Source organism: Rhodanobacter sp. Soil_C_14, assembly GCF_057657335.1.
In genome coordinates this window covers 1-21313 of the sequence record NZ_JBDGIQ010000006.1, presented here as the reverse complement: position 1 = coordinate 21313, position 21313 = coordinate 1, and the positions used below count along the sequence as shown (strand labels likewise).

Genomic DNA, 21313 nt, shown 5'->3' with positions numbered 1-21313 from the left:
GCCGCTTCAACAAAGCAAAGCGCATTTCGCGTTTGCTCCCTCTCCCTCCGGGAGAGGGTTGGGGAGAGGGCCCCCCCCGCCTGGAGCCAGCATCGAAGCCGGCTTCGATCAAGTTTCGTCGTACACCGGCCCTCACCTCAATCCTCTCCCCCGAGGGGGAGAGGAGGCAAACGTGCCGTGCGGGAGTCGCTTCATCGTGCATCCGGGTTGTGCGAATGCCACCGAGGAGTGGTAGCGCCAGTCATGGCTGGGCGTATCCGCCCAATGCCAGCTGCAGCAGGATCTTCATCTCCTCGCGCAGTGACATGGGCGTCACGATCTCCGCATCCGGGCCGTACTTGAGCACGTCCATCAGCAGCTCTTTCGAGTTGGAGTAGGGCAGCTTCAGTTCGTAGCGGCCGTCGGGCAGCCATTCGCCCTTCTGCTGCGAGTGCCAGTGTTCGTCGGCGACCCAGCGTGCCGCGTGCGACGAGAAGCGGATGGTGGCCCAGGCCTTGGGCTTGCCCGCGAAGATGCCGTAGCTGGAGGCGAGCAGTTCGTTGAGGTCGCTGTCGGGGACGTCGATGGCGGCGCTGTCCAGCGCGTGCGCCTCGGCCATGCGGTCGACGGCGAAGCTGCGCAGCGCCTCGCGGTCGTGATCCCACACGTCCAGGTACCAGTTGTCGCGGTAATGGGTCAGCCGCTGCGGCGACACCGTGCGGCGGCTGTCGGCATTGGTGGTGCGCGCGCGATAGCGGAAGCGCAGCTGCTGGCGCTGCAGCACCGCGCCGGCCACCGTGCGGAACACCTGCTGGTCGAGCTTGCGCTCGCCCCAGGGAATCACCCTGATCCGCTCGATCGGCAACGCCTTGCCGTTGTCGTGGTTGGAAAGCAGGCCCTCGATGCGCGACTTGAACGGCGCCAGTGCGCCGGCCAGCACGCCGGGGCCGGAGCGGCCGATCAGCTCGTTCAGCGCCAGCAGGGCGGCCAGCTCGTCGGAGGTCAGCCACAGGCCGGGCAGCTCGAACTTCTCGCCTTCGCCCAGCTCGTAGCGGAACGCGGCGGCCTGGTCGTTGCCGCCGCTTTCGATCGGCGCGCGCAATGCATCGCGCAGGAAGGCCACGTCGCGGTACAGCGTGGCACGCGAACATTCCAGTTCGTCGAGCAGGCGCGGCAGCGGTATCGGGTAGTGCGCCGACTTCAGCAGCCGGTGCAGGGTCAGTATGCGTTCGTAGCGATCCATGGGGCGTCGGCGTTTCGTCGATGGCAGGCCTTGTGTAGCATGGAGGCGGCCTGCGTTGCTCACAAGTCGCCGCCGGCACGGTCGAAACCAGCATCGGATGCCTCATGTCGCCCAGCCGCGAATTGCCGACAGACGTCACCAGCACGCACGACCGCTCCCATGCCGGGACGACGCGATCCAGTTACGCCGAGATCCTGCTGCGCGTGCTGGCGGTCAGCGGCTACGGCTTGTGGATCTGGCTGGGCATGGGCCTGACCCTGGGCATGAACCAGATCGGCAACGGTGCGATGCAGATGCCGCTGGTGCTGGGCACGGCGCTGGTGTGCGCGGGCCTGGCCCTGGGCGGCTTGCGTCTTTCGGCGAACACCGCGTGGTACGGCGGGCCGCCGGCGGAACGCCGCTGGCCCAAACGGGCGGCATGGATGGCGCTGGCCTGTTTCCTGCCCGTGCTGTTGCTGCTGGTGCTGGGTGATGGACACGGACACGTGTTGTCGATGCGCATGGCCGGGGTCGCCCTGCTGCTGTGCAGCCTGGTCAGCCTGGTGCACAGCGCGTACCGCTTCCGCAGCCAGCTTTCACCCGACCTGCAGCGGATGTCCTCCTCCCTGCCGGTCAGCCGGCTGGTCACCGCCTGGTATGGCGGCGGCCTGTGGCTGTGGTTGTGCGTGATGATGCAGGGCGGGCCAGGCCCCGACGGCGCCTATCCGTGGATCCTGCTGTTGCTGGCGCTGGCCCTGCTGCTGGGCCTGCTCGAAGGCATGCGCTGGCAGTCGTTGGCGCCGGCCCAGGGCAGCGACCATGACCTGTACGTCCAGCACCTGTCGTTGCCCCGCGTCGCCGCCGCCCTACTGATCTACGTGCTGCCCTGCGCGGCCCTGTTGTTCACCGACCGATTCGGCGGCGGGCTGCTGGCGTCCGCGCTGGCCGTTCCCAGTTGCCTGCTCGGCAAGATGATCGAGCAGCATGTCTATGAAACGGCCCTGGCGCGGGGGTTTCCCGCTGGCGGAATGAATCCGTTCCCGTGATTTTCCGGAACGTTCATTGGCAGTTCAAACCGCCACGTTAAGGTAGCGGCCTTACCATCTTTTAACAAATGGATCGCCCCGATGAAAAAGACCCTGATCGCCGGCCTGCTGCTGGCCGCCTTCTCGAGCTTCGCCGTCCAGGCCCAGGATACCGACACCCAGGCCGCCAACGGCGGCTGGAGTGGCTCGGGCGAATTCGGTTTCGCCTCGTCCACCGGCAATTCGCGCTCGGAGAACATCAACGCCAAGCTCGGCCTGAGTCAGGAAAACGAGCAGTGGAAGAACAACTTCTTCGTCGACGCGCTGCGCTCGAAGAGCCAGCAGACCCTGGTCGACACCGACGGCAACACGATCAAGCAGTTCAACACCACCGCGAACCGTTATGACGGCGGCGCCTCGGTCGGCCTCAAGCTCGACCCGCGCAGCTACATCGTGGGCGCCGCGCGCTACGAGCACGACGACTTCGGCGCCAACCTGTGGCAGGGCATCGTCTCGCTGGGTTACGGCTACATCGCGTTGAAGGACGGCCGCAACGAGCTGTCGTTCGAAATCGGCCCCGGTTACAAGCGCTACCGCCCGGCCGATGTGGATGTGGTGGTCGACGGCGCGGTGGTGCACCAGCAGCAGCCGACCGAGAGCGAAATGGTCGGCCGCGGCCTGATCAACTACAAGTTCAAGCTCACCGAGAACACCGCGTTCGAAGATACCTTCCTGATGGAAGCGGGCTCCAAGAACACCTACCTGCAGAACGACGCGGGCCTCGCCGTCAGCATGACCAAGAAGCTGGCGCTGAAGGTCGGTTTCCAGATGCGCCACAACAGCGACGTGCTGCCCGGCACCAAGAAAACCGACACGCTGACCACGACGAACCTGGTTTACAGTTTCTGAGGGAAGAGCGGAAACAGGGAACGGGGAACGGGAAGAGCGCGAAGCTCAGAGTCCCTGTTCCCCTTTCCCGCTTCTACCCCAGCATCTCGCCCGCGCCCTGCGCCAGCAGGGCTTCGGCTACCTGCCGACCCAGTGACTCCGCCTGTTCCCCGGGGCTGCTTGCTTCGGCATGCAGCAGGCGGCCGCTGCTCGCGTCACCGACCAGTCCGCGCAGGTGCAGGCCGTGTTCGCCGAGCATGCACCACGCACCCACCGGCACCGTGCAACTGCCGCCCAGCGCATGGTTCATCGCGCGCTCGGCGGTGACGGTGAGGCGGGTGTCGGCGTCGTCCAGCGCGGCCAGCAAGGCGAGCACGGCGGGCTGGTCGCCGCGTGCCTCGATCGCGATCGCCGCCTGGCCCGGTGCCGGCAGCCAGTCCGGGGCGGCCAGTCGCGAACGGATGCGCGCGGCCAGGCCCAGTCGTTCCAGCCCGGCGCAGGCCAGCACGATCGCGTCGTAGTCGCCGGCGTCGAGCTTGCCCAGTCGCGTGCCCACGTTGCCGCGCAGATCCAGCAGCTGAAGATCCGGCCGCAACGCCCGCAATTGCGCCTGCCGGCGCAGCGAGGAAGTGCCCACCCGGGCGCCTTGGGGCAGTGACGCCAGCTCGGCGTGGTCGTTGCTGACAAAGGCATCCGCCGCGTCCGCGCGGGGCAGGATCGCCGGCAGCACGAAGCCGGGTTCCAGTTCCGCCGGCACGTCCTTCAGGGAATGCACGGCCAGATCCGCGCGGCCTTCCAGCATCGCCACTTCCAGTTCCTTCAGGAACAGCCCCTTGCCGCCGATCGTGGCCAGCGGCTTGTCCAGGATCTCGTCGCCGCGCGTGCTCATCGGCACCAGTTCCACCGTCAGCCCCGGGTGCGTCGTGCGCAGCAACGCGGCGACGTGCTCGGCCTGCCACAGCGCGAGCGCGCTCTTGCGGGTGGCGATACGCAGGGTGGAAGGATTCATCAGGGCTCCGCGAGGTTCAACGAGCGCTCATTGTCGCGTAGTTTCCGCGCCGCGGTGCAACGGCGAATTGGCGCAGGAGGCTGCAAAACCGCGATGGACCGGGCTAGGATGGGGGAAACCTCGGGAGCAGATCATGCAAAGCGGCAATCCGGCGCTCAACAAGAACACCTTCCTCGACGCCGCCAGCGGCGCCGTGGTCACCCGCAGCGACGACGCGATGACGATCAACGGCACGGTCAACAAGACCGGGCTGCTGTTATTGCTGGTACTGGTGGGTGCGTTCGTCAGCTGGAGCCGCTTCAGCGGCCCGGACAGCCTGCCCACGATCATGCCGCTGGTGCTTGGCGGCTGCATCGGCGGCCTGGTGCTCGGCCTGGTCACCGTGTTCAAGAAGACCTGGGCGCCTTACACCGCGCCGCTGTACGCGGTGGCCGAAGGCCTGTTCATCGGTGCGCTGTCGGCGATCTTCGAGATGCGTTATCCGGGCATCGTGATCCAGGCGGTGGGACTGACCTTCGGCACCATGGCGGCGATGCTGCTGGCCTACCGCAGCGGCCTGATCCGCGCCACCGAGAAGTTCAAGCTCGGCGTGGTCGCCGCCACCGGCGGCATCATGCTGTTGTACCTGGCCAATTTCGCGATGGGCTTCTTCGGCCATTCGATGGGCTTCATCAATGGCAGCAGCATGCTGGGCATCGGCTTCAGCGCCGTGGTGGTGGTGATCGCCGCGATGAACCTGATCCTCGACTTCGACCTGATCGAAACCGGTGCCCAGTCCGGCGCACCGAAGTACATGGAGTGGTACGGCGCGTTTGCGCTGGTGGTCACCCTGGTCTGGCTGTACCTGGAACTGCTGCGCCTGCTGTCGAAATTGCAGTCGCGCAACTGAGCATCTGAAACAACGAGGCCGACGGATCGCTGCGATCCGCCGGCCTCGTCGTGTCCGCGGGTCTATTTGCCCAGCAGCGCCTTTGCCCGCTTCACCACGTTGTCGACGGTGAAGCCGAATTCCTGCAGCAGCTTTTCCGCCGGCGCGGAGGCGCCGAAGTGGTCGATGCCGAGCACGTCACCGCGCGAGCCCACGTAGCGCAGCCAGCCTTGGGTGGCGCCCATTTCCACGGCCAGCCGGGCCGCGACGCCGGCGGGCAGCACCTGCTCGCGGTAATCCGGCGACTGCGCGTCGAACAATTCCCAGCTGGGCATCGACACGCAGCGCGTGGCGACGCCGTCGGCTTCGAGCTTGTCCGCCGCGTCGAGGATCAGGCCAACTTCCGAGCCGCTGGCGATCAGGATCAGCGCGGCCTGCCCGCTGCGGGCCTCGCGCAACACATACGCGCCCTTGCGCAGGCCTTCGGCGCCGGCGTGGTGCTGGCGGTCCAGCGTCGGCACTTTCTGCCGGGTCAGCGCCAGCGCCACCGGATGCTTCTTCGAGCTCACCGCGACGCGCCAGGCCTCGGCCGTCTCGTTGGCGTCGGCGGGACGGATCACGGTGAGGTTGGGGATCGCCCGCAGGCTGGCCAGCTGTTCGATCGGCTGGTGGGTGGGGCCGTCCTCGCCCAGCGCCACGCTGTCGTGGGTGAACACGTGCACCACGTGCAGCCCCATCAGGGCGGCCAGCCGGATCGACGGGCGCATGTAGTCGGAGAAGATCAGGAAGGTGGCGTCGAACGGGATGAAGCCGCCATGCGCGGCCAGGCCGTTGCTGATCGCGGCCATCGCGTGTTCGCGCACGCCGTAGTGGAAGTTGCGGCCGTCACGGCTCCAGCCGCCGCCGTCGGAGCCTTCGGTGTCTTCGCCCGGGACGACGGCCGGGTTGAAGTCGCCCAGGCCCTTCAGCGCGGTAAAGGTGGACGGATCGAGGTCGGCCGAACCGCCGCACAGCGCCGGCAGTTTCTTCGCGAACGCGTTCATCACCTGGCCGCCGGCCACGCGGGTGGCCAGGCCTTTCGGGTCGGCGGGGAACCGCGGGATGTCCGCGTCCCAGCCTTGCGGCAGCTCGCCACCAAGGCGGGCGCGCAACTCCCTGGCCAGCTCGGGGAAGGCCGCCGCGTAGGCGCTCATCCGCCCGTCCCAGTCCGACTGGGCTTTCGCCCCACGCTCGAGCGCCTCGCGCATGTGCGCCAGCGCGGGCTCGGGCACCAGGAAGTCCGGTTCCACCGGCCAGCCGAGCTTCTGCTTGGTCTTCTTCACGTCCTCCACGCCCAGCGGCGAGCCGTGCGCCTTGTAGCTGTCCTGTTCGGGCGAGCCGTAGCCGATGTGCGTGCGCACCAGGATCAGCGACGGGCGGCTGGTGTCCTCGCGGGCGGCGCGCAGGGCGGCATGGATCGCGTCCACGTCGTTGCCGTCGTCGACATGGATGGTCTGCCAGCCATACGCGTCGAAGCGTGCGCCCCGATCTTCCGAGAACGTCATGTCGGTGCCGGCCGAGAGCGTCACGTAGTTATCGTCGTACAGGCAGATCAGCTTGCCCAGCTTGAGATGGCCGGCCAGCGACGCGGCCTCGCTGGCCACGCCTTCCATCAGGTCGCCGTCGCTGACGATGGCGTAGGTGTGGTGGTCGATGATGCGATGGCCTTCGCGGTTGTAGGTCGCCGCCAGCTGCGCCTCGCCCAGCGCCATGCCCACCGCATTGGCCAGGCCCTGGCCGAGCGGCCCGGTGGTGACTTCGACGCCGGGCGTATGGCCGTACTCGGGATGGCCGGGCGTCTTGCTGCCCCACTGGCGGAACTGCCTGATGTCGTCCAGCGACACGTCGTAGCCGCTGGCGAACAGCAGGCTGTACAGCAGCGCCGAGCCGTGGCCGGCGGAAAGCACGAAACGGTCGCGGTCGGCCCAGTGCGGATCGGCCGGGTGGAACTTCATGTGCCGCGTCCACAGCACATAGGCCATCGGCGCCGCGCCCAGCGGCAGCCCGGGGTGGCCGCTGTCGGCCTTCTGCACCATGTCCACCGACAGGAAGCGAAGCATGTTGATGCATTGCTGGTCGAGGTCGTGGGACATGATGTTCTCCAGTGTGGGGGAATGGTGCGAGGCAACCACCGTCATTCCCGCAAAAGCGGGGATCCAGTGCCTCTCCCTGTCGGCGGCCTTGAGGTCACTGGATTCCCGCTTTCGCGGGAATGACGTCGCCCAGAAGACCCAAGCCCACGATCAGGCGAGCGCGGCGTCGACGATCTTCTGTGCCTCGTCGAGCAGGCTCTTGAGGTGTTCTTCGCTCTTGAAGCTTTCCGCGTAAATCTTGTAAATCGCCTCGGTGCCGGACGGCCGGGCGGCGAACCAGCCGTTGGCGGCGACCGCCTTGATGCCGCCGATCGCCGCACCGTTGCCCGGCGCCTTGTCCAGTACCTGCTCGATCTTCTCGCCGGCGAGCTGGTCGCTCTTCAGCTGGTCGGGCGACAGCTTCGACAGCTTCGCCTTCTGCGCGGGCGTGGCCGCTGCCTCGAGACGGTTCGCGTACGGTCGGCCCAGCTCGCCGGTGAGCCGGTCAAACAGCTCGCCCGGGTCGCGGCCTTCGCGGGCGGTGATCTCGGCGGACAACAGCGCCGGCACCAGGCCGTCCTTGTCGGTGGTCCACACCGAACCGTCGTGGCGCAGCAGCGAGGCGCCCGCGCTTTCCTCGCAGCCGAAGCCCAGCGCGCCGTCGAACAGTCCTTCGGAGAACCACTTGAAGCCCACCGGTACCTCGTACAACTGGCGCCCCAGCCGCTTCACCACGCGATCGATCAGCGCGGTGGTGACCACGGTCTTGCCCACGGCGGCGTTGCTGCTCCACTGCGGGCGGTGGCGGTACAGGTAGTCGATCAGCACCGACAGGTAATGGTTCGGCTCCATCAGGCCGCTGGAGCGGGTGACCACGCCGTGGCGGTCGTGGTCGGTGTCGCAGGCGAACGCCACGTCGTACTGGTTCTTCAATCCGATCAGCCGCTGCATCGCGTACTTCGACGACGGGTCCATGCGGATCTTGCCGTCCCAGTCCACGCTCATGAAGGCGAACTGCGGATCAACCACCTCGCTGACCACGGTGAGGTCGAGCTTGTAACGCTCGGCGATCGGCGCCCAGTAATGCACGCCGGCGCCACCCAGCGGGTCGACGCCCATGTGCACGCCGGCGCTGCGGATGATGTCGAAGTCGATGATGCTGGCGAGGTCGGCGACGTAGCTGTTGAGGTAGTCGTGATCGTGCGTGGTCGCTGCCTTGCGCGCCTGCGCGAACGGCATGCGCTTCACGTCCTTCAGGCCGGCTTCGATCAACGCGTTGGCGCGGTTCTCCACCCACTTGGTGATGTCGGTGTCGGCCGGGCCGCCGTTGGTCGGGTTGTACTTGAAGCCGCCGTTGTCGGGCGGGTTGTGCGACGGCGTGATCACGATGCCGTCGGCCAGCCCCGTGGTGCGACCACGGTTGTAGACCAGGATCGCGTGCGAGATTGCCGGCGTGGGGGTGAACTCGCCGCCGCTGGAGACCATTACGTCCACGCCGTTCGCCGCCAGCACTTCCAGCGCACTCTCGAACGCCGGCTGCGACAGCGCATGGGTGTCCGCGCCGATGAACAGCGGGCCGTCGATGCCCTTGGACTTGCGGTACTCGCAGATCGCCTGGCTGATCGCCAGGATGTGCCACTCGTTGAAACTGCCGTCGAGCGAGCTGCCCCGATGACCCGAGGTGCCGAACGCCACGCGCTGCGCGGGCACCGACGGATCGGGCCGGGTGTCGGCGTAGGCGGCGAGCAGTTTCGCCACGTCGACCAGGATCGACTGCGGTGCCGGCTTGCCGGCGAGGGGGCTGATCTTCTGGCTCATGGGTTCTCTGGAGTGATGCGACGGGTGGGCGTATTTCGCAGGAGCGCACGCTGTCCGAAGGGAGTCCCTCGTGGACAGCGTGCGCTCCCGTACCGTCAGGGATGACCGTCGCGCAGCTGGCGGTAGCGACGGATCAGGGTATTGGTGGAGCTGTCGTGGTGCAGTGAGGGCTCGTCCTTCGCGATCAGTTCGGCGATGGTGGTTTTTGCCAGCTGCTTGCCCAGCTCCACGCCCCACTGGTCGAACGAATCGATGTCCCAGATCACGCCCTGCACGAACACGCTGTGCTCGTACAGCGCGATCAGCGTGCCCAGGCTGTGCGGCGTCAGCTTCGCGGCGAGGATCGTGCTGCTGGGGCGATTGCCCTCGAACGTGCGATGCGCCACCAGGGCCTCGGCGGTGCCTTCGGCACGGACTTCGTCGGCGGTCTTGCCGAACGCCAGCGCCTCGCCCTGGGCGATCAGGTTGGCCATCAGCAGATCGTGCTGGTCGCCGCCGCCCTGGGCGGGGATCGGGTTCAGCGTCTGGCCGAAACCGATGAAGTCGCACGGCACGATGTGGGTGCCCTGGTGGATCAGCTGGTAGAACGAATGCTGGCCGTTGGTGCCCGGCTCGCCCCAGTAGATCGGTCCGGTGGCGTAGTCGACGGCCGCGCCGTCCAGCGTCACGTGCTTGCCGTTGCTCTCCATCGTCAGCTGCTGCAGGTAGGCGGGAAAGCGCTTCAGGTATTGCTCGTACGGCAGCACCGCCACCGTGGCGGCGCCCAGAAAGTTGGCGTTCCAGACGCCAAGCAAGCCCATGATCGCCGGCAGGTTGTGCTGCAGCGGGGTGTGCCGGAAATGCTCGTCCATCGCGTGGAAGCCGGCCAGCATATCGCGGAAACCGTGCGCGCCGATCGCCAGCATGGTCGACAGGCCGATCGCCGAATCCATCGAATAGCGCCCGCCGACCCAGTCCCAGAAGCCGAACATGTTGGCGGTGTCGATGCCGAACTTCGCCACGCCTTCGGCGTTGGTGGAGACCGCCACGAAGTGCTTCGCCACCGCGCTTTCCTTGCCCAGCGCCGCCACGCTCCAGGCGCGCGCCGCGTGCGCGTTGGTCAGGGTTTCCAGCGTGGTGAAGGTCTTAGAGCAGACGATGAACAGGGTCTCGGCCGGGTCCAGGTCGCGCACCGCTTCGGCAAAATCGGTGCCGTCGACGTTGGAGACGAAGCGGAACGTCATGTCGCGTCGGCTGTAATCGCGCAGCGCTTCGTAGGCCATCACCGGGCCCAGGTCCGAGCCGCCGATGCCGATGCTGATCACGTTGCGGATCGGCTTGCCGCTGTGGCCCTTCCACGCGCCGCTGCGCACCTGTTCCGAGAACGCGGCCATGCGGTCGAGCACCGCGTGCACGTCCGCCACCACGTCGTGGCCGTCGACCAGGATCTGCTCGCCGCGTGGCGCGCGCAGCGCCGCATGCAGTACCGCGCGATCCTCGGTGGTATTGATCCTGCGGCCGCTGAACATCGCCTCGACGCGCTGCGGCAGCTGGCGGGCGCCGGCCAGTTCGCACAGCAGGCGCAGCGTGTCGGCGTCCACGCGCTGCTTGGAGTAGTCGAGGTACAAGCCCACCGCCTCGACGGTCAGCGCCTCGCCGCGTTTGGGATCGCCCGCGAAAAGTTCGCGCAGGTGCTTGCCGCCGATGTCCTGGAAATGCCGCTGCAAGGCCTGCCACTGCGGCAGGCGGGTAAGTGTGCCCTGGCTCATTTCAGCGCCGGCCCCTGGGACTTCTCGGCCAGCTGGCGGGCTTTCTCGGCGATGCCGTCGAGCAGGTGGTGCCACGACTTGACGAAGGCTTCGGCGCCTTCGCGCTGCAGCGTGAGTGCCAGCTGCTCGATGTCCACGCCGGCCGCACTGATGCGCGCGAGCACCGCGTCGGCATCACCGCCGTCCACGTCCATCACCCCGTGCAGCTGGCCGTGGTCGGCGAACGCGTGCAGGGTCTTCTCCGGCATCGTGTTGATCGTCTCCGGCGCGGCGAAGGCGCTGATGTACAGCGTGTCGGATGCGTTGGGATCCTTGGTGCCGGTGCTGGCCCACAGCAGCCGCTGCGGCATCGCGCCGGCGTCGGCCAGCTTCTGCCAGCGCGGCGAGGCCAGCATCTGCCGGTAGGCGCGATAGGTCTGCTGGCCCACCGCGATGCCCAGCTTGTTGTGCAACTCGTCGGGCAGCTGCTTGTTGCTGGCCACGTCCCAGCGGCTGATGAACAGCGAGGCCACCGAGCCCACCCTGGGGTCCAGTCCGGCCTGCAGGCGGCGCTCGATGCCGCGCATGTAGGCCTCGCTCACGGCCTCATACTGGGCGCAGGAGAACAGCAGGGTCACGTTGATCGGAATGCCCAGGAAGATCGCTTCCTCGATCGCCGGCACGCCTTCGGGCGTGCCGGGTATCTTCACGAACAGGTTGTCGCGCCGCCCCTTGTGGTGGATGTGGCGGGCTGCGGCGATCGAGCCGGCGGTGTCGGCGGCCAGCAGCGGCGAGACCTCCATCGAGACCCAGCCATCCACCTGGCCGGTCGACTCGAACACCGGCTGGAACAGGTCGGCCGCGCGGCGCAGGTCTTCCAGCGCCAGCTCGGTGAACAGCGCCTCGCCCTGCATGCCCACCAGCGACTTGGCGTGGATGCCCGCGTCGTAGGCGTCGCCGCCGCTGATCGCCGCGTCGAAGATGCTGGGGTTGGAGGTCAGTCCGGTGATCGAATCCTCTTCGATGTAGCGCGCCAGCGTGCCGTCATCGAGCAGGGTGCGGGTGATGTTGTCCAGCCACAGACTCTGGCCGAGGTCGTGCAATTGGCGGGTCGCTTTCATGCTTGCTCCATGTCGCTTCACGACGGGTTTCGGGGGGAGGTTCCATCAGCTGCCAGGGCGATGACCGGAGCCGCCGGCAGAAAGTCATCAAGCTTACGCCCGCGCAGATCGCCGATGCGAGCGATCGTGATGTCCGGCGCGGGGTCGATCACTTCGCTGGCGGCCGCGGCGGCGTAATGCCCCTGGCGCACGAACACGGTGGTCAGCCGATGGCCCATCCGCTGCTTCATGGCGGCCAGGACCTGCGGCTTGTCGTCCACCATCACGTAGTGCGCGGCGGGGTAGCGCTGCTGCATCGCCACCAGCATCTGCTGCTTGTGCACGTACACCAGCACCTCGCCGCGCAGCGCCTGCCACAGACCGGCGCGCTGGATCTTGCGCGGCTGGAACACCACGTCGCCGTCGGACAGGATCACCGTGGTGCCCAGCGTGCGCAGGTGCGCCACGGTGTCCAGCGCATGCGGATAGAGCCGGGTGGCGAACGGGTATTCGAGCAGGTAGTTCGACATCTGCAGCAGCGAGGGTTCGTTGTCCAGCCCGCTGCGGAAACGCTGCAGCGCGCCCAGGTAGTCGGCCACGCCGCCGAGCTGGCGCAGCTCTTCGTAGATCGCCCAGTAGCGTTCGCGCTCGGCCTCGCCGAAGGCGGCGTCCAGGGTGTCGCTGAGATCGCGGCCGAAGCGGTCGTTGTCGAGCAGGGTGTTGTCCACGTCCAGCAGGAACACCACGGCGGCGGATTCGGAGGTGCGGTCGGTCAACATGGCGTGCTCTGCTCCGGTCGGGTGTCGTGCCAGCCCTCATCATCGCTGACGATGGCGGCTGCCGCATCCGGGCCCCAGCTGCCCGGTTCATAGAACGCCACCGGCCCCTCATGGGCCAGCACCTGGTCGACCACCGCCCACGCCGCCTCGACGCATTCGTCGCTGGTGAACAACCCGTTGTCGCCGCGGATCGCATCGCCCAGCAGGCGTTCGTACGGCGACTTCTCCGGTCCCGAATCGTGCCGCGCCACCAGCTCCACCGCCTCGCCCCGCATCTCCTCGCCCGGCTTCTTCACCCGCATGCCTTCGGCAATCACCACCTCCGGGCTGAGCCGGAAGCGGAAGTAGTTCGACTGCGGCGCGCCGATCGGGTCGAACACCGACAGCGGCGGCGTCTTCATGTCCACCAGCACCTGGGTGGTGGTCAGCGGCAACCGCTTGCCAGCGCGGATGTAGAACGGCACGCCGGCCCAGCGCCAGGTGTCGATGTGCAGGCACAGCGCCACAAAGGTCTCCACGTTGGAATCCGCGGCCACGCCCTCCACCTGCCGGTAGCCGTTGAACTGGCCACGCACCACCTCGGCCGGGTCCAGCGGACGCATCGCCCGGAACAGCCGCAGCTTCTCCGCGCGCAGGGCATCGGGGTCGTTGCCGATCGGCGCATCCATCGCCAGCAGCGAGGTCACCTGCAGCAGGTGGTTCTGCAGCACGTCGCGGATCGCGCCCACGCCCTCGTAGAAGCCGCCGCGGCCGTCCACGCCGAACTCCTCGGCCATGGTGATCTGCACGCGGTCCACGTAGCGGTTGTTCCACACCGGCTCCAGCACGGTGTTGGCAAAACGGAAATACAGCAGGTTCTGCACTGGTTCCTTGCCCAGGTAATGATCAATGCGGAAGATCGCCGACTCCGGAAACACCTGGTGCAGGGTCCGGTTGAGCGCGCGGGCCGAGGCCAGGTCGCGGCCGAACGGCTTCTCCACCACGATCCGCGCATCGTCGGCGCAGCCGGCCTGCTTGAGCCCCTTCGCCACCACCCCGAACAGGCTGGGCGGAATGGCCAGGTAGTGCAGCGGCCGCTTCGCCTCGCCCAGCGCCTGCTTCAGGGCGGTGAACGTTGCCGCGTCGTTGTAGTCGCCATCGACATAACGCAGGCACGCCGACAGCTTCCTGAACGCGGCCTCGTCCAGCTCGCCGCCGTCGTGCTTCGCCGCCTCGACCAGGCTGTCGTGGGCGCGCTGCCGCAGCTGCTCCACGTCCCAGCCCGAATGCGCCACGCCGATGATCGGCAGATCCAGCCCGTCGCGCGTCATCATCGCCAGCAGGGCGGGAAAGATCTTCTTGTAGGCGAGGTCACCGGTGGCGCCGAAAAAGACCAAGGCATCCGAACGAGGGGTCGGCATGAGGCGAATTTCTCCATGAGGGGGCGCAGCATCCCGGGCCTCGGGCGGTACGCGTGACAACGGTGCTGGCGCGCTGATGTACCACCTTCGCACCGAAGACCAAATCTACCCGCAAAGCCTGCACGCCAACAGGTTAAGTTGATGCATAAGATGCGCACCCATCCGGTCGAGACCGCCGCATGAACTTGCATCCTTGAAGACCGGGCAGTCCGATGCCCAACCACGCAGCGCGGGCCCTCACCCGGCTGGCGGAATGCCGGAGGAGTCGCGATGGGGCGCCCAGCCCGACGCGGTGAGAAACACGGTGCCGGTCACCTGTCGCGACGGGTGGCTGTCGGGATCGCCCGGCATTGCGCGCCGTCCGGAAAACGGGACCCTTCCCCCGGAGAACGACTCACCCAGAAGCACGTGTGGCTCGCACGGAAGCTGAGCCCGTACCAGCGCCTCCAACTGCTCGTATCCAAGCGGGCGATCCGGAGGGTAGGTCACAGCTCGCGCGGCAACACCCAGCGCGCTCAAGGACGCGCAGAACTCTGCGAGGAGTGCAGAGGTGCCATCAAGCCCGGGAAGAATCACGACGGCTGTCATGTCGCCTCTTGGAGTCTGACGCTTGAGTTGAGCGGAGGGAGGCGCAGCCGTCCGCCTCGAACGAGATGTCAGCCGGCATTGCCTGGGCTGGACGAAAAAAGCTGCTCTGCAACTTTACGGCCGCGCTCGAGCCCTTGTGGTGTGAGCCAGACCGACTTGTTCTTGCTTGCGGGGTTCTCGATGAAGTCCTGCGCATGAAGCCGATCCATTACGTCGAAGTCGAACCCCTTCCAAGCTCGCCCACCATCGAAGCTGAAAGCGGCGAGCAGTGCAAGTACAGCATCCTCGATTTTTGACTCATCGTAGGTCATGTCGGGAACCTCAAGGAGCAAGTGCCTCAGTATGACGGCTGACGCTGGAATTGAGCGGCGACGTAGCTGTCCGCCTTGAGCTAGATGTCAGGGGGCGGCTCCGTGCCCAACAACGTGAAGTCGCTCAGGAACCCAACGACAATGCTTCCATCTGCTTTCCTGCCCGCAGCCAGCTGCTTGCCCTGAGATGCCTCTGCTTGGATGAGTACGACCGGAATCGTTGTGTCGTTGTCATTGAAGTAGGCGTACTGCGGAATTGTGATTGACAACGGTGAGCCAACCACGCCATTGCCACCAATTGCAAAGCCAGCGCTACCGCTGTTTACGTCGGCTTGCGTAGCCGCACGCCCGGCAACAAAGCCGGTTCTTGGCAACGGGGGCCAAGCACCCACTGCACTCGCTGTGACGCTGCAGGCAGCGAGGAGCGGAATAGCAAGCCATGAAAGACGCACGTTTAGCCCCCTAACGCTGGAGTTAAGCGGCGGCGAAGCCGTCCGCCTTGAACGAATTGTTAGACGTCACCCGCGTCTCCAAAGAAGGCAAACCCTGCGCCTGACCGCAGGCGGAAGCGAGAGGAGAGCATCTCCGAAGTCTCAACGGAAAGGCTTGGCTTCGCTCCCGCTCGAGAGGCAAATCCTTGGCGTTCCCACTCGCGTAATACCGAGGACTTGGCCATAGCCTCAGCTTCGAGCCTATTTCGTGCGGCCACGAAGCGAGTTGTAAAAAAGCCAATGATCGGCCGATCGCTTCCCGCGATAGAAAACTTGAAGAGTGAACCTTCCAGGAGAACGCGATACAGCGATTTTGAGCCAACAACTAACACCGGCCGTGGTACACGCGGCAGGAGATCCCGCCAAGTGCCAGTGCCCAGCAGGAAATAGGACTCGTCATCAGAAGCTGTGTCATTCATGACGTCTAACGCTGGAGTTGAGCGGCGGCGTAGCCGGAGTGTTCCTACGCAAAAGTGGACACCGGTGGGTTAGCCGCCTTGGGCCTCGAACTCGACAGGAGAACGATAGCCCAGGGCGGAGTGTAAGCGCTTGTTGTTGTAGAAATCGATGTAACTGCGCACCGCCTTTCGCAGCGAGCTTTCAGTGGTGAAGTGGCGACGGTGATACATGTCCGATTTCATGGACTTGTGCCATGACTCCATGTGCGCGTTGTCGGTCATGCGATGCGGGCGGTTCACGCTCTGCACCAGGCCGGCGTTGGCCAGCGCTCGCCTGAACTCCCCGGCCAGGAACTCCACGCCGCGATCGCTGTGCAGCAAGGTGCCGACGGGCGGCTTGCGTTGACGCATGGCCGCGGCCAGCGCCCGCCGCGTCAGGCTCGCCGTCCGATCCGTTCCCAGCGACCACCCCAGCAAACGCCGCGAGTAGCGATCCATGACCGTGGCGAGGTAGCGCCACGTCCCCGATACCTTCAAGTACGTGACATCGGACACCCAGACCTGGTCGGGTCGATTCACCATCAGCTCGTGAACCTGGTTGCCACACTGGCGAAGAAACGATCCACGCCCGGGCAGCGCCGATACAGATCGGCCGAGCAGCCACGGACGGCATGGTCACGCATCAAACGCTCGACCCGCCGCCGGCCCACCGCTTCGCCGTCCTGCCGCAGACCGGCATGGACACGCGGGCTGCCATACGTCTGCCGGCTTTCGTCGTGCACCCGACGGATGCGCTCAAGCAACCGCGCATCCTCCCGATCCCGCGCGCTGGTTGGCCGGTCGCGCCACGCGTAGTACCCGCTCGCACTGACACCGTAGAGCCGGCACAGAAGCCTCACCGGGTGCTTCTCTTGCTGGCGGATGAAGGTGAAGATGTCGGCCTTGGACTGGAAGTGAACGCGATCGCTTTTTTTAAAAGGTCATGCTCGACCTTCAGTCGCTCGTAGGCCTTCTTCACCTGGCGCAGCTCCTTGAGCTCCGCCGCCACTTCTTTGTCCACGGCCACACCCTTCGTCATGATCAAACCCTCGCGCGCCTGTTTGCGCCAACGAGACAGCATGAACGGATGGATGTAAAGCGACGCGGCAACGTCACCCACCGCGACGCCAGGTAGCTGGCTCAAACGGACGGCGGTTGCCTTGAACTGATCGGTGTAGCGATAGGTGGTTCGCGGACCTGGCTTGGGCATGTCGTGGACTCCTGAAAAGTTAGTTCAGGGTGTCCACTAAAGCGTAGGAACTGTCCCGTCCGCTTGGATGACTGGTTAGGCCGCTACGACGCTATTTGCGGCCACCTTGATGACCTGCACCAGAGTAGGCCACTCCGTGCAGCTTCGGGCGTATGCTATGCGGCAATGTCATACATTTTCTTCCGTGACCAGCAGGGAGATTTCACTTGCGACCTAACGCTGAGTTAAGCGGCGGCGGTACCCCGTCCGCTTGGACGAATTGTTAGCGCTTAGCCTGAAACCGGTAAGCTAGGACGCTGAGTGGGTTGATGACGAGGTGCACCAGGTTCGGCATAAGGTGGGCGCCTTTAGTCTCGGCGATTTCACCCCGCAACACGATGGATGCCTCAAGCAAACAAATACTTCGTTGACCCGAACGCTTGCACTCTTCGGCCTCGGCAGCCTCGAAGGCTTTAACGGATCCATCCCGCTCCGGGACCTTGAACCCTAGCTCTAGCGTGCCTTGGCTAGAGCAGGAGGGATCAAGCACGTAGGAATAGTGGCTTGAGTCAGTCTTATAGGTGCCAGACACAGTCACAACTTGGCCGACATACCGCTCAGGGTCCTGCCGGATGTGGCAAATGCTTATGGCGCCCGCAGGCGCCACGGAGGCTGGAGCCGGCGTCTGTCCGGTGGCGGCGCAGGCGCCCGCAATAAGCAGACTAGTGGTCAAGAGGGCCACGATCTTTTTCATGAGCGCTAACGCCTGAGTTGAGCGGCGGCGGAGCCGTTCGCCTTGAACGAGATGTTAGACCACGCCGGAAGCTACGGTATCCGTGCGGGGCTTGGAAGAGTAAACGCGGTATACGACGTAGAACATTGCAGGAAAGGCTAGAACCATTGCTGCGACGCCGGCACCACTCAGTTGCCCGTGGTTGAAGAAGACTAGGCCCACGAGGAAGCTATACAAGCCGATTGCCAGGTAGGAAAGCACAATGAGCTTGGCAGTTTGCCGGTTGACCAGGTAGCTGCAAATTGCAAGCGAAATGATAGAAAACGATGCCCACAGATAGTAGTCAGGGTTCGACATAAACGCGGCTACGTTCCCAAGTGCGTGCATTGCGAGGAACGAGCTAACAAGAGACTTGTTCAACCCCTGCTCCCATATGGTCTAACGCTGGAGTTAAGCGGCGGCGAAGCCGTCCGCCTCGAATGAACTGTTAGGCATCAGCGGACTCCCAGAGACGCCCCTGACGTACGATTTCACAGTGATAGCAGCCGCTGCGGGTGTCATCGAGGTTGTACCAACAATGGACACCTCCAACCGCCTCGCAATCTTGCCCCTTGCGCGCAATGCCAAGGTCGATGACGAACCAGGGCAAGTGTCGTCTTAGAGCGGTCCGCCAGCGATACGGTGACGATTTTGCGACAGTGCTCATCTGGAGGCCTAACGCCTGAATTAAGCCGAGCCGCGAAGCGGCTTCGGCTTGAATGAATTGTTAGCCGCCACTGGGAACAGTAACGAAGCGAGTGCTGTTGTAAGCGTCTCGCTCTGCGGCAGTGTCAAAGTCCCGCTGAGTAGCCAAGATACGGTTGCCATGATCATCCAGCCACTCCTCGTTGTAACGGAAGTAGGAGTGATATCGAACCGTGACCGGGACGAGGCCCTCGCGATAGTTCCCGCGGATGTGTGCCTCCACATACGTGGATAGGTCTCCAGTCCGTCTAGTCGTGCGCTCAACGGCGGCGAATGTGGTGATTTGGTCTCTAAGATTCAGCATTGATCGGACGGCTAACGCCTGAATTAAGCCGACCCGCAACGCGGGGCCTGTGAGCCGGAATAGTAGCCGCAACGAGCTGCCCCAAAGAAGCTGCGAAGCGGGTTCGGCTTGAATGAATTGTTAGCTGCGTGCCGAGGAGCCAACGAGCTCATTTCTTCATGAACGTCGGTGGTGGGAAAGTGGCGATCTTGGCCTCTTCTTGTGCGCCACGTTCAGCGGTCCATCCTTTTTGCAAGAATTGATGGATAGCTACCACTTCTTCGTCTGCAAGGTGGGATAGCTGCTCTCTTGCCACAATTCCCATGATGCTGCCTTGCGCATACATGTCTCGACCGTCACGCGTGACCCCAGTTGTGAGTAGCTTCTTGAACTCTGGCAAAGAATAGCTTTGCACAATAGTCAGAGGTGGAGCGTTGAGTATCTCTTTGGGGGTCTGGTGATGGCAGTTGACACAACCAACCACGTAAACGAGACGTTCTCCGGAGGGCGGTGGTGGCGAGGCTGTTAGTGCGATTTGAGGCGATGGCTCTTTGGCGCACGACGACAGGAGAAACATCAACCCTGCGACAAAGCAGAAGAAGGTTCGGCTCATAAAAATCTCCCCTTAGCAGCTAACGCTGGAGTTGAGCGGCGGCGAAGCCGTCCGCCTCGAACGAGTAAAAAGAGACTTCCTCCCCTTTCGGCCTCGAGGGCCATGATGGTGTTGCGACACAACCGTCAGCAGAAGAGGAAGTCTCCATGAGCACTATAACCCTGGGTGTGGACTTGGCGAAGAACGTGTTTTCGGTGTGCGCGATGGATGGCGCCGGGCACGTGCTGGAACGGCGGGAGCTCAAACGTGAGGCGTTTGCCGTGTGGCTGGCGCAGCGGCCGGCGGGGACCGTGGTGGCGATGGAGGCGTGCAGCGGGGCGCATCACTGGGCACGACGGTGCCAGGTGTACGGTCTGCAGCCGCGGATCATGGCGGCCCAGTTCGTCACGCCATTCCGCAAGAGTGGTCGGACCAAGAATGATCGCGCCGATGCCGAGGCGATCGCCACGGCGGCGCGGCAGGGCAACATGCGCTTCGTGCCGGTCAAGGACATCGATCAGCAGGTGCGCCTGTCCTGGCATCGGGTCCGCGAAGGCTACAAGGCCGAGTCGCTGGCGACCGGCAACCGGCTGCGGGGCCTGCTGGCCGAGTTTGGCGTGATCGTGGCGCCGAGTGACCGGGCGCTGTGCCGCCTGCTGGCGGACCTCGATGGACAGCCCGGGTTGCCGGCCGAGCTCCGAGAGCTGTTGCGTGATCTGGCCGGGCACTGGAAGCGGTTGCGCCTGCACCTCGACGCGTGCGATGCACGCATCGAGGCCCACGCGCGCGAGGACGAGCGGTGTGTACAGCTGCGCGCGATCACCGGCATCGGCCCGATCACCGCCGATGCGGCGGTGGCGACGGTGGGCAACGCCCGCGAGTTCAAGCAGGGCCGGCAGATGGCGGCTTGGCTGGGTCTGGTGCCCACGCAACATTCCAGCGGCGGGCATGTGCAGCTGGGCGAGATCAGCTGCCGCGGCGATGCGTACCTGCGCACGCTGCTGATCCAGGGGGCCCGCAGCAGTCTGCAGCGGGCCAAGGTCGGCGCGCCGGAGAAGGCCACGCCGGAACAGTGGTGGATACGCTCACTCGACGGGTGCATGCCGTTCGGCAAGGTGATCGTGGCCATCGCCAACAAACACGCACGACAAATCTGGGCGATGCTGGCGCACGAGGTGGACTACGATCCGCACGCCTGCCTCAGCCATCCCATGCACCAGGGAAGCCATACAGCCAACGCCGCGTAGCCACAGGGTTTTCGTTCCATCGTCAGCGCGAAGTGGTAAACAACGGTTCAGGCCGACCCAGAGAGAACCTGACTAACCAGATGGACGTCCAAACGGTGTTCCGGCTGATCCCCGGGCACCCGACAGTCCGATGAACGAAAGAGGTCTTTGGGTGCGGTTTATACAGAGGTCCGAGTCAGCGAAACCGACTCAACAAGACCGGTTACGGAAATGCAGCCTGACACTCGTTGGAGCCGCGCAGCACTGACACGCAACATGCAGCACCGAACAACACCCTCACCGGCAGTCGCCTGAGAGCCCAAGGCAAAAGCGTCATGCACCTCGGGTTGACGGGAAGTCTCTTACGGAATTGTTAGGCCGCGTGAGGTACGGAAACGAAGTACGACAGCCCAAAGAAAAGAAACAGATAGATTGCGAAGAAGGCGAGCATTGCATCGGACAGCTTGGACAGGTAGCTATCGTGGAGCGAACGATGCTCGCGCGCGAACAGAAACTTCATGGTGGCCCACCCTGTAGCGATGTTGTTGCGCAGAAATAGCGAGGGCCTCCCCATTGCCTCGTACTTTTGTGGATGTGCCGCTTCGAGGCGATTGAACAGCAACTTGATGAGCATAAACCACACGATGACCATGCCAAAAAGCACGGCGAAGAGAATGATTGAAGGTACCTGAGGATTCATGAGCTCTCGCTGTAAGGCCTAACGCTTGAGTTAAGCGGCGCGCGGCTTTTCGCGCGTCCGCTTGGACGAGTGGTTAGGGGCCACGGTAGCAGG

At 64.9% G+C, this 21313-nt stretch carries 20 protein-coding genes; 4 read left to right on the top strand and 16 right to left on the bottom strand.

The genetic code is table 11. The annotated features are described in order from the left end of the window. Positions 1–241: 241 nt before the first annotated feature. Entirely contained in the window at positions 242–1222 is a 981-nt protein-coding gene (locus tag AC3A56_RS14260) for a helix-turn-helix transcriptional regulator (protein ID WP_056714604.1), read from the bottom strand. Between the two features lie 104 nt (positions 1223–1326). On the opposite strand from AC3A56_RS14260, the gene AC3A56_RS14255 reads away from it, so the two are divergent. Both AC3A56_RS14255 and AC3A56_RS14250 read left to right on the top strand, forming a co-directional pair. Then, complete coding sequence (locus AC3A56_RS14255; protein WP_056762757.1) at positions 1327–2247, top strand: hypothetical protein; 921 nt, start codon at positions 1327–1329, stop codon at positions 2245–2247. Positions 2248–2328: 81 nt separating this feature from the next. After that, complete coding sequence (locus tag AC3A56_RS14250; protein ID WP_487770765.1) at positions 2329–3135, top strand: DUF481 domain-containing protein; 807 nt, start codon at positions 2329–2331, stop codon at positions 3133–3135. Positions 3136–3208: 73 nt separating this feature from the next. Here AC3A56_RS14250 and hemC read toward each other — a convergent pair whose 3' ends face one another. After that, positions 3209–4123 (bottom strand): hydroxymethylbilane synthase, encoded by a 915-nt coding sequence (gene hemC / locus AC3A56_RS14245; protein WP_487770764.1) that lies wholly within the window; start codon positions 4121–4123, stop codon positions 3209–3211. A 133-nt stretch (positions 4124–4256) separates the two neighbouring features. On the opposite strand from hemC, the gene AC3A56_RS14240 reads away from it, so the two are divergent. Next, positions 4257–5012, top strand: coding sequence for a Bax inhibitor-1/YccA family protein (locus AC3A56_RS14240; protein ID WP_056714591.1), 756 nt, complete (start codon positions 4257–4259; stop codon positions 5010–5012). 62 nt (positions 5013–5074) lie between these two features. On the opposite strand, the gene tkt is transcribed toward AC3A56_RS14240, so the two are convergent. The 13 genes from tkt to AC3A56_RS14175 form a co-directional block, all read right to left on the bottom strand. Continuing rightward, positions 5075–7123 carry a transketolase gene (tkt, locus tag AC3A56_RS14235; RefSeq protein WP_487770763.1) on the bottom strand — a complete coding sequence of 683 codons (2049 nt, stop codon included), beginning with the start codon at positions 7121–7123 and terminating at the stop codon, positions 5075–5077. A 150-nt stretch (positions 7124–7273) separates the two neighbouring features. Next, positions 7274–8920, bottom strand: coding sequence for a phosphoglucomutase (alpha-D-glucose-1,6-bisphosphate-dependent) (pgm, locus tag AC3A56_RS14230; RefSeq protein ID WP_056714589.1), 1647 nt, complete (start codon positions 8918–8920; stop codon positions 7274–7276). A gap of 95 nt (positions 8921–9015) precedes the next feature. Then, positions 9016–10668, bottom strand: a complete 1653-nt coding sequence (gene pgi, locus AC3A56_RS14225; RefSeq protein ID WP_487770762.1) for a glucose-6-phosphate isomerase — start codon at positions 10666–10668, stop codon at positions 9016–9018. Beyond that, positions 10665–11768 (bottom strand): transaldolase, encoded by a 1104-nt coding sequence (gene tal, locus AC3A56_RS14220; RefSeq protein WP_056714583.1) that lies wholly within the window; start codon positions 11766–11768, stop codon positions 10665–10667. Before tal ends, pgi begins: the two co-directional genes overlap by 4 nt. Positions 11769–11785: 17 nt before the next feature. Continuing rightward, positions 11786–12526 carry an HAD family hydrolase gene (locus tag AC3A56_RS14215; RefSeq protein WP_487770761.1) on the bottom strand — a complete coding sequence of 247 codons (741 nt, stop codon included), beginning with the start codon at positions 12524–12526 and terminating at the stop codon, positions 11786–11788. Then, complete coding sequence (gene zwf / locus AC3A56_RS14210) at positions 12520–13926, bottom strand: glucose-6-phosphate dehydrogenase (protein ID WP_487770760.1); 1407 nt, start codon at positions 13924–13926, stop codon at positions 12520–12522. Before zwf ends, AC3A56_RS14215 begins: the two co-directional genes overlap by 7 nt. Positions 13927–14582: 656 nt before the next feature. Beyond that, a complete protein-coding gene (locus tag AC3A56_RS14205; RefSeq protein ID WP_056764358.1) occupies positions 14583–14825 on the bottom strand; it encodes a DUF6429 family protein in 243 nt (80 codons plus the stop codon). A 979-nt stretch (positions 14826–15804) separates the two neighbouring features. Then, positions 15805–16293, bottom strand: coding sequence for an IS3 family transposase (locus tag AC3A56_RS14200; protein WP_487770759.1), 489 nt, complete (start codon positions 16291–16293; stop codon positions 15805–15807). A 2-nt stretch (positions 16294–16295) separates the two neighbouring features. Beyond that, on the bottom strand, positions 16296–16517 hold the full coding sequence (locus AC3A56_RS14195; protein ID WP_162248802.1) for an IS3 family transposase: 222 nt from the start codon (positions 16515–16517) through the stop codon (positions 16296–16298). Between the two features lie 92 nt (positions 16518–16609). Continuing rightward, positions 16610–16963, bottom strand: coding sequence for a transposase (locus AC3A56_RS14190; RefSeq protein ID WP_487770758.1), 354 nt, complete (start codon positions 16961–16963; stop codon positions 16610–16612). Positions 16964–17225: 262 nt separating this feature from the next. After that, complete coding sequence (locus AC3A56_RS14185; RefSeq protein ID WP_487770757.1) at positions 17226–17696, bottom strand: hypothetical protein; 471 nt, start codon at positions 17694–17696, stop codon at positions 17226–17228. A 54-nt stretch (positions 17697–17750) separates the two neighbouring features. Then, positions 17751–18095 carry a hypothetical protein gene (locus AC3A56_RS14180; protein WP_487770756.1) on the bottom strand — a complete coding sequence of 115 codons (345 nt, stop codon included), beginning with the start codon at positions 18093–18095 and terminating at the stop codon, positions 17751–17753. 776 nt (positions 18096–18871) lie between these two features. Next, positions 18872–19315: a hypothetical protein gene (locus AC3A56_RS14175; RefSeq protein ID WP_487770755.1), complete on the bottom strand. Its 444-nt coding sequence runs from the start codon at positions 19313–19315 to the stop codon at positions 18872–18874. A 146-nt stretch (positions 19316–19461) separates the two neighbouring features. On the opposite strand from AC3A56_RS14175, the gene AC3A56_RS14170 reads away from it, so the two are divergent. After that, complete coding sequence (locus tag AC3A56_RS14170) at positions 19462–20541, top strand: IS110 family RNA-guided transposase (RefSeq protein ID WP_487770754.1); 1080 nt, start codon at positions 19462–19464, stop codon at positions 20539–20541. A 352-nt stretch (positions 20542–20893) separates the two neighbouring features. Here the strand turns inward: AC3A56_RS14170 and AC3A56_RS14165 are convergent, their stop codons facing one another. After that, positions 20894–21220 (bottom strand): hypothetical protein, encoded by a 327-nt coding sequence (locus AC3A56_RS14165; RefSeq protein ID WP_487770753.1) that lies wholly within the window; start codon positions 21218–21220, stop codon positions 20894–20896. Positions 21221–21313: the final 93 nt, after the last annotated feature.